The sequence below is a fragment of the Bacillus yunxiaonensis genome (assembly GCF_037104695.1).
Taxonomy (GTDB): domain Bacteria; phylum Bacillota; class Bacilli; order Bacillales; family Bacillaceae_G; genus Bacillus_A; species Bacillus_A yunxiaonensis.
Genome location: NZ_JBAWSV010000009.1, coordinates 164,315 through 177,014 on the forward strand (window position 1 = coordinate 164,315; position 12,700 = coordinate 177,014).

Sequence of the window (12,700 nt, forward strand, 5' to 3'; positions counted from 1 at the left end):
AAACCCCTGCACTTAGGGGTTTAAGCCATCTTTTCTTTCGATTCTTCACGGAAGAAGCTCTTCATCGCATGAAACACGTCAGCTTTTTGTTTTAAAATATAATAGCGAAACTTCTCATCTTTCACATTTTTATATGCTGACATGAGTGTACTGTGACGATTGTACTGGTTCACTTCTCCGTATCCAAACATATTAGATACTTTCATTAATTCTTGCACAAGTTTCACACAGCGGGCATTATCAGATGTTAAGTTATCTCCATCTGAAAAGTGGAACGGGTATATGTTATAGCGTTCCGGAGAATATTTTGTTTCAATCAATTCTAATGCTTTTCTGTATGCTGATGAACATATTGTTCCGCCGCTTTCACCTTTTGAAAAAAATTCTTCTTCTGTAACAACTTTTGCTTCTGTATGGTGTGCGATAAATTCAATATCTACTGTTTCATATTTCGTGCGTAAAAACCGTGCCATCCAGAAGAAAAAGCTACGAGCCATATATTTTTCCCAAAGTCCCATCGAACCGCTCGTATCCATCATCGCTAACACAACAGCTTTTGATTCCGGCTTCAAGACTTCGTTCCACGTACGGAATTTTAAATCTTCTTGTTTAATTGGATGAAAAGCTGGATTGCCATTCATTGCATTTCGTTTATAAGCAGATATCATTGTCCGTTTTTTATCAATGTTTCCCCAAAGTCCTGTTTTACGAATATCGTTAAATTCAATGTGTTCAATACGATTTTCATCCCGTTCTTTCTGCTTTAAGTTAGGAAGCTCTAATTCCTTAAAAAATGCTTGCTCAAGCTCTAAAATCGATACCTCTGCCTCGTAGTAATCTTCTCCTGCAGAGTCTCCGGCTCCTTTCCCTTTCCCCGGTCCTTTTTGCTTTTGGCCGCTCGATCCATCTCTCGCTACAACGTCACCAACTTTACTATCACCTGTTCCTTGACCGACATGTTTATTTTTATCATAGTTATAACGAATTTTATATTCATCTAATGAACGAATTGGTATTTTTACAACATCCCTACCATTGGACATGATAATACTTTCTTCTGTAACAAGGTCTGGTAAATTATTTTTTATTGCCTCTTGTACTTTTTCTTGGTGCCGTTGTTGGTCATCATGTCCTTTACGATGGAGGGACCAATTTTCCTGCGAGACCGTATAATTATATTGATTTTCTTCTGCCATTCCTTTCCCTCCTTACATAGTTTTTTATACTTTCACTTAAACACAGATTAAAACATTAGCTTCTTCGTTAGAAAACAAACAGTGAAAAAACAAATCCTACTAAGAGAAATTTCCTTCTACATTTTCATAATTAAGAAAGAAACACAATGCATTGTTGCACACTTTACAGCTGCACAACATATTGTATTGTGTTGACTTTTTCTGTATGAATGGTTGGTTACTCTATCATATGCTCATTGTGAAAATAATTGACAAATAAATTCATAAGATTGCATTTTAATTTACTCATAATGGACAAGCACTTCTTATATTTGAAAAAATATAAAAAAGCTGCCTCCTTCCAAGAGACAGCTTTTCTTTTTCTACAACTATGATTATTATCGATTTAACAAACTACCTACATAACGCAGTAATTCGTTTGCAGATGTAGAATTATAGCCATGTTCATCAATTAATCGTGCTACAACATTATTAATTTTCTTCAGCTGATTTTCATCCGGCGTTTTCGTTGAAGTCGTAATCTTCACAACATCCTTCAAATCGGCAAATAGTTTCTTCTGGATTGCTTCACGAAGACGCTCATGTGAATTATAATCAAATCGCTTCCCTTTGCGAGCATATGCAGAGATACGAATTAAAATTTCTTCACGGAACGCTTTCTTCGCATTTTCAGAAATGCCAATTTGTTCTTCAATAGAGCGCATAAGTTTTTCATCCGCACTCATTTCTTCTCCAGTTAATGGATCGCGTAGTTTTGATTTATTGCAGTATGCTTCTACGTTATCTAAATAATTATCCATAAGTGTCTTCGCGGATTCTTCATATGAATATACAAATGCTTTTTGTACTTCTTTCTTCGCAATTTCATCATACTCTTTACGTGCTAATGAAATGAAATTCATATAGCGCTCACGATCTTCATTGCTAATAGATGGATGTTGATCTAATCCATCCTTTAAAGAACGTAATACATCTAAAGCATTAATTGATGCTACTTCTTTACGAATAATTGTAGAAGAAATACGATTGATAACATAACGCGGATCAATTCCACTCATACCTTCATCTTGATATTCGCGCTGCAGTTCCTCTACATCAATAGAATTGTACCCTTCTACCATTTCACCATCATATAAACGCATTTTCTTAATTAAATCGATGTCTGGCCGCTTCGGATCTTTTAAGCGTGTTAAGATTGTAAACATTGCTGCAACGCGAAGTGTATGCGGTGCAATATGAACATCAGAAACATCGCTTTCATGAATCATTTTCTCATAAATATGCTCTTCCTCACTTACCCGTAAGTTATATGGAATTGGCATTACAATAATCCGCGAATGAAGTGCTTCATTTTTCTTATTAGAAATAAAAGAACGATATTCTGTTTCATTCGTATGCGCAACAATTAATTCATCTGCGGAGATCAGTGCAAATCGGCCTGCTTTAAAATTTCCTTCTTGCGTTAACGATAATAAATGCCATAGAAACTTTTCGTCACATTTTAACATCTCTTGAAATTCCATCATCCCACGGTTCGCTTTATTTAATTCTCCATCAAAGCGGTAAGCGCGTGGATCTGATTCTGAACCAAATTCAGCAATAGTAGAAAAATCAATACTACCTGTTAAATCAGCAATATCTTGTGATTTTGGATCGGATGGACTAAATGTTCCAATCCCTGTTCTGCGATCTTCTGAGAAGAAAATACGCTCTACAATTACATCTTCAATTCTGCCTCCATACTCTTGTTCTAGACGCATTAAGTTTAATGGTGACAAGTTTCCTTCAATTCGCACGCCATACTCTGCATAAAAATCATCACGTAAATGATGAGGAATAAGGTGAAGCGGATCTTCATGCATTGGGCACCCTTTTATTGCAAAAACCGAACCGCGATCTGTATGTGAATATGCCTCTAATCCGCGCTTTAACATTGTAACTAATGTAGATTTCCCACCACTAACTGGTCCCATTAATAATAAAATCCGTTTTCTTACATCTAAACGTTTTGCAGATGGATGAAAATACTCTTCTACAAGACGTTCTAATGCTTCTTCTAATCCAAATAATTGATTACTGAAGAAATTATATTTTCTTAGGCCATCTACTTCCTCAATTCCAGCATCCTTAATCATATTATAAATACGAGAATGTGCTGTTTGTGCCACCCATGGTCTTTCTTTAAGAACTTCTAAATAATCAGCAAATGTACCTTCCCACTTTAAGCGCTCTTCTGCTTCCCGGTGCTGTTCGATCTTCTTTAAAATATCCATTATAGCTCCTCCCCCATCTCCTTGTTCAAGCGGATTATTATAAAACTATGCGAGGATGTCCTTAAACATTCGTACGAATCAAAATGAAATTGCACACAAACTTTATAAATTTTATTACCAAAATTGAAAGAAAATTCGATATAATACAAGTAATAGGGAATGAATATGAATGGGAGGCTAAATTCTCATGAAACTTTTATTAATTTTGGGTGTTATGGTCACATTTCTCACTGCAATTTTCACATCAGGATATAATGATAAACCAGGAACAAAATAAAAAGTGATGAGCTTAACGCTCATCACTTTTTATCTGTTTTAAAATAGAATCTCTCAATATCGTTTATAGAAAGAGGCTTATTAAAATAATAACCTTGGGCTAAAATCGCATTTTTTTCTTTCAAAAATTGAATTTGTTCCGCCTCCTCTACTCCTTCGGCAATAACATTCAATCCCAGTGTGTGGGCAAGATCAATAATAGCTGTCGTAATATTTGTCCCCTTTTCATCCGCACCTACTTCTTGCATAAAAGATCGATCAATTTTTAGAGTATCAATTGGATATTGTTTTAAGTAGCTAAGCGATGAATATCCTGTTCCAAAATCATCAAGATGAATTTCCAACTTCTTCTCTTTTAAGCGAAGGAGCACTTTCTCTGATAATTCTTTATGCATTAAAGCTCCTTCTGTAATTTCAATTGTTAGTAAATGCGGCGGAATCCGATATGTTGTTAAAGCATTCGTAACGGCTTCTATTAATTTAAAAGAACGAAAATGCTTTGCAGAAATATTTACCGCAATTGGTACAGGAGTAATCCCCTTCTCTAACCATTCACGTATTTGTCTGCATACTTCATGTAATACCCACTCATCAATTTTAAGGATAAATCCCGTTTTCTCTGCAAGTGGAATAAACTCGCCAGGTGAAACATTTCCGAGTTCTTTATTGTTCCAACGAAGCAAAGCTTCCATCCCTATCATCTCTTCTGTCACAATATTAATTTGCGGCTGATAATATAATGTAAACTCATTTCGCTCTAATGCTTGACGCAATTGATTTTCCATCATAAATTGTTTCTCACGCTGTGCATTAAGACCGCAATAATAAAAGCTATAGTTACCTTTTCCTTGCTCTTTTGCACGTGCTAATGCTACGTCAGCACGTTTAAATAATGTTTGTTCATCTTCTCCATCTGTAGGTGACATTACCATCCCAATAGAAGCACTTATGTATACTTCCTCTTCCCTTATGACAAAACGCTTCTCCATTCCTTTCAATAACATCTGAACAAATTTTTCTGCATATTCCTTATCTGTATTTTCTTTTACAATCACAAATTGATCACCGTGTCCTCGAAAGAAATATGCTTCTTTTGGAATAAGAGATTCTAAACGCCTTGCCACTTTTTTTAATACTTCGTCCCCAGTTTCGTGGTCAAATGTATCATTAATTAAATGAAATTGATTTAAATCTATAAGAATGAGTGTAAAGTTCTTTTTTCCCCTTAACAAATGAGCTAACATTTCTGTACATGAAATACGATTCAATAGGCCTGTCAGTTGATCATAGTAGGCTAAATGTTCTGTTTTCCGTTCATTTAGTATCTGCTTCGTAATATCCCGTGCTATAAAATATACACCAGTGATCTGACTGTTAATAATAATTGGAACAGTTTTAAACGATACATACAATTCGCAGCCATTTTTATGATCAGATTTTTTGGCAGAAACCTGGTTAGTATAACCTTGTAACGCATCTTGAAACATGTTTTTAAATTTATTTATGTCCCCATCTGCAATATATTGAAAGATAGATTGATTTTCCAACTCAGCATCACTGTAACCAAAAATCGTATATGTCGCAGGATTTGTATACGTAATTTTCCCCGTTAAGTCAAGCGATACAATAGCATCATCATTATATTCCAATAAAGATTGAAACAACATTTGCTTTTCTTGGATTTCTGCCTTCTCCTGTATCTGTTCTGTAATGTTACGTGTAATACAAATAATATATTGGCATGTGCCATCCGCTGAACATATTGGATTTAATGATGACTCATAATGTGAAATTTCTCCTGTATGTAAGGTTACATAATCACGAAACGTACTTGCTTTTTTCTTTTGTAAGACATCCTCATATTGTACTTGTAGTAAATGGGCAACATCTGAAGGTAATAATTCTTGAAATGTCTTACCATAACAGCTTTCATCTAAATTCGCATATTGCAGCCCTTTTTCATTCACATATATATATTGAAACCATTTATTTTCTACAACTTTTACAATAAACACTAAATCTTGAATGGCATGAAGCAAGCCTTGGTGTATTAAATTCATATCTATGCCATGTAAAGAGTTAACTATACTTTTCTTGTTTGTAAATAATTCTTTCATTAGCATCGCAACCTGTCTTGTTTTGTATTTATATATACTATTTTAACGGAATTTGTCGTTTTTTTAAACAGATGCAAATTTTTATCAAAAATATTAATTTTCTTCCAAAAAAAAAAGCCGTCATAGGACGGCTTTTAATAAACAATTTCTACATCTAATCCTGGATAATTTTGCTGACGCAATGCCTCATAAATTAAAATTGCTGCAGTATTAGATAAGTTTAAAGAACGGACTTTATCAGTCATTGGGATACGTAAGCAATGATCAAAATTCTCTTCAATCACATTTGCTGGAAGACCATTTGTTTCTCTTCCAAATACGAAATAGTAATCTTGTTCTACATTGCTATAATCAAATGCCGTGTGTGCTTTCTCACCATACTTTGTTAAGTAGAAAAACTCACCATTTGCATTTTTTTCATAAAATTCCTCAATAGAATCATAATACGTAATTTTTACGTGCTCCCAATAATCTAATCCAGCACGCTTTAACGCTTTATCGTCAGTAGAAAATCCAAGCGGTCTAATTAAATGTAATTCTGCACCTGTTGCTGCACAACTACGCGCAATATTACCTGTATTCGCTGGAATTTCTGGTTGATATAAAACAACATGTATTCCCACAATGTTCACCTCAATCTTTTTCTACTACGTATTATACCACTTGGACAAAAAATCTCTAGTCGTTATTGAGAATATGAAAAAACTTATATTTCATTTGCGGTGTATACTTACTTGAGTCTTCATAATTCCAATAACGCTTGCGACTATTGGCAGAATGCGCATTTACAAGAGGCATACCATTCGCATCCTTTGCTACGACAATCGTTGTATGATTCCATCTTCCATCATCTTCAAAATCATATACAATCACATCTCCAAGCATAAGATCTTCTGGTTTCTCCATTTGTTTTGCTCGAAGTCCTACGGAAGTACTTGATAAGTACCAATGAAAGGAATGTGCTACCGCCCAGCTCCAGCTCCATTGACTGTTTTGCTGCCACCACCCACTGCGAATATTCGGATATCCAGTCATCGGTGTTTCCCCGGCATGAAGACATTGTGAAATAAAATTTGTACAATTATCAGGGAAGTTCTGATAAGCTGGATTACGGTCATCCCACCACCGCTCTGCATATTTTACTGCCTCTAATCGATTATAACTATATGGGACATATTGTCCTTTTCCCTTTATTACTTCACGTTCTAACGTTCCAATTTTCTCTTCATCCATTGGTGTTTCAATCATTATATCTTGCGTGATACATCCATCTTCTAATCGTAAACGCCTCTCCATTTGTTCTTCCTCTACATAAAATAAATGATGATGACGAATTAAATACTGAAAATGAATTTGATAATCTACCTCATCATAATTAACGCCTTTTAATTGTCTAATAAAAGATACATTAGCATTGCTCTTTACAATTTCAGCATTTCGCTGCTTAAAGAGCGTCCGTTTACGCTGTAGCATATCAACAATATCATCTGAAATTTCCTGTTCATCTATACGTTTATTTGTTATATAATCCAATTGCCTTTGAAGGCATTCTTGAAGATGCTGTTTTACAGTCATAACGCTTCCCTCCCCCTATTACAATATGAGGGAATGGGCAATAATCTGCTATTTTTTCTCAGCTAATAGTTCAAGACCACGATTCATTTCATGAAGTACTTCTTCATCTTTCTCCCGCTCTTGTGCTTTTTCAATAGCCTCTTGAACCCCTTCTCCACCAATTTTACCTAGTGCCCACGCCGCTGTTCCACGAATAACAGGACGAGGATCTTCTTTCATTAAGGCAACTAAATCAGGAATAGCCGTCGTATCTTTAAAGTGCGCAAGCGCCAAAATCGCATTTCTCTGTAATGGCTTTTTCCCCCGCCATGAACCAGACATAATGCCATACTTTTCTTTAAAATCACGATTGCTAATCGTAAGAAGAGGTTTTAATAACGGCTTGACGAGCTCTGGATCTGGTTCCATTTCTGGGTGATTATGAAAATCTATCCCCTTATTTTTTGGACAAACAGTTTGACACGTATCGCATCCGTAAATGCGATTTCCAATCTTATCTCGATATTCTTCCGGAAGAAATCCTTTCGTTTGCGTTAAAAATGCAATACATTTTTGAGCATTTAATTGTCCGCCTTGGACAAGCGCCCCTGTTGGACAAACATCAATGCACTTTGTACAGCTCCCGCATTGATCTTCAATTGGAGTATCTGGTGGAAAAGGAATATTTGTAATCATCTCGCCCAAATAAACATACGAACCAAATTCCGGCGTAATAATGGAACAGTTCTTTCCGCTCCACCCAATGCCTGCTCGCTCTGAAACGGCTCGATCGCTTAATTCTCCCGTATCTACCATCGATTTTACTTCTATCCCTGGTAAACGTTCAATTAAATATGCTTCCAGCTTCTCTAAACGATCACGCAAAACAAGATGATAATCTTGTCCCCAAGAAGCACGGCAAAAAATACCTCGTCGCTCACCACGTTTGCTTAGCGGTGCATTTTTCAATTTTGAAGGATAAGCCAATGCAATAGCAATAATTGATTTTGCACCTGGTAATAATAATTGCGGATTCGTTCTTTTTTCTATATCAGACTCTTCAAATCCAGATTGGTATCCTAATTGTTGCTGCTGCATAAGTCGTTGCTTTAACTCTTCAAATGGCGAAGCGCTCGCAAAACCTATTTTATCAATTCCGATTGTTTTACTATAAGCTATCACATCTTGCTTTAATTGTTCGAAGTTCACACTTACTCTGCTACTGAAAATGTGTACAAACATACCCATTCAGAGTTTTCCTGTTTCTACAAACCCTGCCTCATCACTTTCTCATTACTATGGTTTGTATCGTTCCCCATAGGCGTAAATTTTTGCCTATCCACTGGAATACAACATATTCTGCTTATTGAGGTTCCGCCTCTTTTCAGTAACAGTTTTACCACCTTTCTTTTTATAAAATCTATATAGAGATCGCGCTGTTCACGCTTTAATTTCATGTACAAAAACTCACCGTTGCTTAATATATTTACTGATAAAGTGAAGCTTCCATCAGTAGAGGGACTTACTGCCCGCGAATAGCGGGATAAATATTTAACTTTATTATAACAATATATATCATAGGGAATTCTACATTACTATTTTCACATGTATTCCTGCATTCCAAACATAAAAAAACGCAATACCTCGTTTATCTAAGAAACGAAACACTGCGTTGATCACAATTATTATGGGAATTTGGAATGAGATTTGGAGCGGGTGAAGAGAATCGAACTCTCGACCAGAGCTTGGAAGGCTCTTGTTTTACCACTAAACTACACCCGCAAATATGAAGAAAATATTAATTTTTTGTTAACTTATGTTAAGAAGTATAGCATGGAATATTAGGTGTTGCAAGAATTTTATCGAAAAAAGTCGAAAAAGTGATGAATCATTCATCACTTTTTCGCTTCTTTCTCAATTGCATTTTTAATACTATCATAGTCTGGGTTAGCAAGTTTACCATTTACGTATATGGATGGTGCACCTTGTACTTTTAACTTCTGAGCAAGGTCAAGATCCTTCTGTACTTTATCTTTTATTTCCTTACTATTTAAATCCTTTTTAAACTCCGTTACATCAATACTAGGTAGCTTTTGCTTTACGATATTTACTAATAGATCCTCTGTAATCCACTTTTCATCTTCATTCTTTTGATTTTGATATATTTCATCATAAAATGTCCAAAAAGCTTTTGGATCTTGCTTATAAATCGCTTCTCCAGCAGCTGCTCCTAAATCAGAATCTTTCCCAATGAATGGAAAGTTAATAAAATGCAGCTGAACTTTCCCTTTGTTAATATACTCTTCTTTTAAACGTGGTAATACCGTTGCATCCCATGTACGACAAGCTGGACATTTAAAATCTCCAAACTCAACAATATGAATCGGAGCATCTTTCTCTCCTAACGATTGTTGTGTGCCATATAAAAATGTATCTTTTCCATTTTCTGTCTTGTTACTCACGATGCTATATGCAATTGTCCCAATTACAATCAGTGCCGCAATAGAAAAAATAACGCCGAGAATTATAATATTTTTTGATTTCATACACATTCCTCTTTAATGTTTTTATTCTTTGTATGATGCTTATACACATTACTCATGATATCAATTCTCATATAAACAGTCCATTGAAGTCGCTCACAAAATCAGCAAAATTAAACAAATGTGACAATATTGTGTCTCACTTCTCTTAAATTCATTCACTAAAAAAAGAGTAAGTTCATTTTGAACTTACTCTTAACTAACCGCTTTTTCCTGCTGTACTGGTTGACTTTTTGGAATATCATTACGAATAATAAGCTTTTCATTTGTAGCTTGTACATATTCCGCGTGAGTTATATATCCTTCTCGTTCCATAAGCTTTAACACAATATTACGTCTTTCTACAGCTTTATCATAGTGCTGTACAGGCGAATAATAAGTAGGAGCTTTCACAACAGCTGCAAGCATAGCACTTTCACTTAATGTTAATTGATCTACCGTTTTACCAAAATAAAGCTTCGCCGCATTCTCAACGCCCCATGCTCCTTCTCCATAATAAATATTGCTTAAGTACAGTTTTAAAATCTCATTTTTCGTAAATGTTCGCTCAATTTTTTTTGTATAGAAAACTTCATTCCATTTACGAGAAAATGTTCGGTCTTTTGTTAAAAAAACATTTTTAGCAAGCTGCTGAGTTATTGTACTGCCACCTTGTACAACACCGCCCGCCTTTATATTTTCCACTGCCGCTCTAACAATTGCAATATAGTCTAGTCCATTATGATGATAGAAGCGCTTATCTTCCGTTGCAATAAATGCATTCCCTAACTGTTCTGGCACCTCAAAATGAACAGGTACTTTCAATTTACTTATATCTTTTTGTTCAATCATTTTATTTCCAACAAATAATAATGCACAGCTTAGTACTACTAATAATATAAGAGCTTTATACAAAATTTTTGTTCTCGGAATTAAAGTAATATTATGATCAAAAGCAGTACGAGATACTGTTCGCTCTTTCACGACAGACACCCCCTCGTTTCTCTAACATTCATTGTTCTTAATTTAAGAATACCTCGCTTTTTAAAAATATCCAATCGATTTCTCTTACAACTACCTTACAAAGTTGTAAGAGAAATCACTTGAAAGAAAAAAACGCCTCCCACTGCAGTAGGAAACGCTTAATATTATCGAGTATCCACTCATATTTTACACTTATAAATAAACACAAAAAAAACGAGTTATCCTCGTCTAAACAGTACCGATGGTCGGGGTCGAACCGACACTCCTTACGGAACACGATTTTGAGTCGTGCGCGTCTGCCAATTCCGCCACATCGGCATAATATGGAGGCGGCAACCGGATTCGAACCGGTGGTAAAGGTTTTGCAGACCTCTGCCTTACCACTTGGCTATGCCGCCATATTAAATTTGGAGCGGAAGACGGGATTCGAACCCGCGACCCCAACCTTGGCAAGGTTGTATTCTACCACTGAACTACTTCCGCAAAAATGGCTGGGCTAGCTGGATTCGAACCAGCGCATGACGGAGTCAAAGTCCGTTGCCTTACCGCTTGGCTATAGCCCATCGAATAATTAATACATTATATGATTTATCATCATTTTTATTACTTTAAATATCCAAACTCGACATTTAGTATATTATCACAATTAATTTAACTTGTAAAGTAATATTAAAAATGGGGCGACTGATGGGAATCGAACCCACGAGTGTCGGAGCCACAATCCGATGCGTTAACCACTTCGCCACAGCCGCCATGCTGTTTTGGCAGGGGCAGTAGGAATCGAACCCACGCCGGAGGTTTTGGAGACCTCTGTTCTACCGTTAAACTATGCCCCTATATAAAATGTAAATGGTGGAGGGGGGCAGATTCGAACTGCCGAACCCGAAGGAGCGGATTTACAGTCCGCCGCGTTTAGCCACTTCGCTACCCCTCCGACTTACATGGTGCCGGCTAGAGGACTTGAACCCCCAACCTACTGATTACAAGTCAGTTGCTCTACCAATTGAGCTAAGCCGGCATTATAATGTATAAAAATTGCTATCTAAAATGGTGGCTCGGGACGGAATCGAACCGCCGACACGAGGATTTTCAGTCCTCTGCTCTACCGACTGAGCTACCGAGCCTTCATAAATGGCGGTCCCGACCGGGGTCGAACCGGCGATCTCCTGCGTGACAGGCAGGCATGTTAACCACTACACCACGGGACCATTTGGTTGCGGGGACAGGATTTGAACCTGCGACCTTCGGGTTATGAGCCCGACGAGCTACCAGACTGCTCCACCCCGCGATGATATTTATAAAATTATATGGTGGAGGATGACGGGATCGAACCGCCGACCCCCTGCTTGTAAGGCAGGTGCTCTCCCAGCTGAGCTAATCCTCCAAAGTGGTGACCCGTACGGGATTCGAACCCGTGTTACCGCCGTGAAAGGGCGGTGTCTTAACCACTTGACCAACGGGCCAAAATGTTATGGCGGAGAGCAAGGGATTCGAACCCTTGATACGCTTATGACGTATACACGATTTCCAATCGTGCTCCTTCGGCCATCTCGGACAGCTCTCCAATTGGCTCCGCAGGTAGGACTCGAACCTACGACCGATCGGTTAACAGCCGATAGCTCTACCACTGAGCTACTGCGGAATATTGTAAGCCTGGCAACGTCCTACTCTCACAGGGACAAAGTCCCAACTACCATCGGCGCTAGAGAGCTTAACTTCCGTGTTCGGTATGGGAACGGGTGTGACCTCTCTGCCATCATTACCAGACTTTTATTATT

At 37.1% G+C, this 12,700-nt stretch carries 8 protein-coding genes, 16 tRNA genes and 1 rRNA gene; all 25 read right to left on the bottom strand.

Features of this window, described 5'->3' with window-relative positions:
* Positions 1 to 20 precede the first annotated feature (20 nt).
* A complete protein-coding gene (gene yhbH, locus WAX78_RS21565) occupies positions 21 to 1,196 on the bottom strand; it encodes a sporulation protein YhbH (RefSeq protein ID WP_336484101.1) in 1,176 nt (391 codons plus the stop codon).
* A gap of 377 nt (positions 1,197 to 1,573) precedes the next feature.
* Positions 1,574 to 3,469 carry a PrkA family serine protein kinase gene (locus WAX78_RS21570; RefSeq protein ID WP_336484102.1) on the bottom strand — a complete coding sequence of 632 codons (1,896 nt, stop codon included), beginning with the start codon at positions 3,467 to 3,469 and terminating at the stop codon, positions 1,574 to 1,576.
* 299 nt (positions 3,470 to 3,768) lie between these two features.
* A complete protein-coding gene (locus WAX78_RS21575) occupies positions 3,769 to 5,862 on the bottom strand; it encodes a sensor domain-containing protein (protein WP_336484103.1) in 2,094 nt (697 codons plus the stop codon).
* Between the two features lie 134 nt (positions 5,863 to 5,996).
* Positions 5,997 to 6,485 carry a tRNA (uridine(34)/cytosine(34)/5-carboxymethylaminomethyluridine(34)-2'-O)-methyltransferase TrmL gene (gene trmL / locus WAX78_RS21580; protein WP_336484104.1) on the bottom strand — a complete coding sequence of 163 codons (489 nt, stop codon included), beginning with the start codon at positions 6,483 to 6,485 and terminating at the stop codon, positions 5,997 to 5,999.
* Positions 6,486 to 6,540: 55 nt separating this feature from the next.
* The gene (locus WAX78_RS21585) at positions 6,541 to 7,437 is read right to left on the bottom strand and encodes an amidase domain-containing protein (RefSeq protein ID WP_336484105.1); all 897 of its coding nucleotides are present in this window, start codon (positions 7,435 to 7,437) and stop codon (positions 6,541 to 6,543) included.
* A gap of 48 nt (positions 7,438 to 7,485) precedes the next feature.
* The gene (gene queG, locus WAX78_RS21590) at positions 7,486 to 8,625 is read right to left on the bottom strand and encodes a tRNA epoxyqueuosine(34) reductase QueG (RefSeq protein ID WP_336484106.1); all 1,140 of its coding nucleotides are present in this window, start codon (positions 8,623 to 8,625) and stop codon (positions 7,486 to 7,488) included.
* A gap of 499 nt (positions 8,626 to 9,124) precedes the next feature.
* A tRNA-Gly gene (locus tag WAX78_RS21595) sits at positions 9,125 to 9,198 on the bottom strand.
* 113 nt (positions 9,199 to 9,311) lie between these two features.
* Entirely contained in the window at positions 9,312 to 9,962 is a 651-nt protein-coding gene (locus tag WAX78_RS21600; protein WP_336484107.1) for a DsbA family protein, read from the bottom strand.
* 192 nt (positions 9,963 to 10,154) lie between these two features.
* Positions 10,155 to 10,922: a transglycosylase domain-containing protein gene (locus WAX78_RS21605; protein WP_336484108.1), complete on the bottom strand. Its 768-nt coding sequence runs from the start codon at positions 10,920 to 10,922 to the stop codon at positions 10,155 to 10,157.
* 236 nt (positions 10,923 to 11,158) lie between these two features.
* Positions 11,159 to 11,240 (bottom strand) — tRNA-Leu (locus WAX78_RS21610).
* A 6-nt stretch (positions 11,241 to 11,246) separates the two neighbouring features.
* Positions 11,247 to 11,320, bottom strand: a tRNA-Cys gene (locus WAX78_RS21615).
* Positions 11,321 to 11,330: 10 nt separating this feature from the next.
* Positions 11,331 to 11,405, bottom strand: a tRNA-Gly gene (locus WAX78_RS21620).
* Between the two features lie 5 nt (positions 11,406 to 11,410).
* Positions 11,411 to 11,485: transfer RNA gene (locus WAX78_RS21625), tRNA-Gln, on the bottom strand.
* A gap of 113 nt (positions 11,486 to 11,598) precedes the next feature.
* Positions 11,599 to 11,674 (bottom strand) — tRNA-His (locus WAX78_RS21630).
* A gap of 10 nt (positions 11,675 to 11,684) precedes the next feature.
* Positions 11,685 to 11,758 (bottom strand) — tRNA-Trp (locus WAX78_RS21635).
* A 14-nt stretch (positions 11,759 to 11,772) separates the two neighbouring features.
* A tRNA-Tyr gene (locus WAX78_RS21640) sits at positions 11,773 to 11,856 on the bottom strand.
* 8 nt (positions 11,857 to 11,864) lie between these two features.
* Positions 11,865 to 11,940, bottom strand: a tRNA-Thr gene (locus WAX78_RS21645).
* A gap of 30 nt (positions 11,941 to 11,970) precedes the next feature.
* Positions 11,971 to 12,046, bottom strand: a tRNA-Phe gene (locus WAX78_RS21650).
* Between the two features lie 8 nt (positions 12,047 to 12,054).
* A tRNA-Asp gene (locus tag WAX78_RS21655) sits at positions 12,055 to 12,130 on the bottom strand.
* A 3-nt stretch (positions 12,131 to 12,133) separates the two neighbouring features.
* Positions 12,134 to 12,210 (bottom strand) — tRNA-Met (locus tag WAX78_RS21660).
* Between the two features lie 20 nt (positions 12,211 to 12,230).
* A tRNA-Val gene (locus tag WAX78_RS21665) sits at positions 12,231 to 12,306 on the bottom strand.
* 4 nt (positions 12,307 to 12,310) lie between these two features.
* A tRNA-Glu gene (locus WAX78_RS21670) sits at positions 12,311 to 12,385 on the bottom strand.
* Positions 12,386 to 12,394: 9 nt separating this feature from the next.
* Positions 12,395 to 12,486: transfer RNA gene (locus tag WAX78_RS21675), tRNA-Ser, on the bottom strand.
* A gap of 3 nt (positions 12,487 to 12,489) precedes the next feature.
* Positions 12,490 to 12,564 (bottom strand) — tRNA-Asn (locus WAX78_RS21680).
* Between the two features lie 9 nt (positions 12,565 to 12,573).
* A 5S ribosomal RNA gene (gene rrf / locus WAX78_RS21685) occupies positions 12,574 to 12,689 on the bottom strand.
* Positions 12,690 to 12,700: the final 11 nt, after the last annotated feature.

Bases quoted from the DNA above. Each gene is read 5' to 3' on its own strand.
- WAX78_RS21585 (WP_336484105.1), bottom strand. From the start codon at position 7,437: ATGACTGTAAAACAGCATCTTCAAGAATGCCTTCAAAGGCAATTGGAT.
- WAX78_RS21575 (WP_336484103.1), bottom strand. From the start codon at position 5,862: ATGAAAGAATTATTTACAAACAAGAAAAGTATAGTTAACTCTTTACAT.
- WAX78_RS21570 (WP_336484102.1), bottom strand. From the start codon at position 3,469: ATGGATATTTTAAAGAAGATCGAACAGCACCGGGAAGCAGAAGAGCGC.
- WAX78_RS21600 (WP_336484107.1), bottom strand. From the start codon at position 9,962: ATGAAATCAAAAAATATTATAATTCTCGGCGTTATTTTTTCTATTGCG.
- yhbH (WP_336484101.1), bottom strand. From the start codon at position 1,196: ATGGCAGAAGAAAATCAATATAATTATACGGTCTCGCAGGAAAATTGG.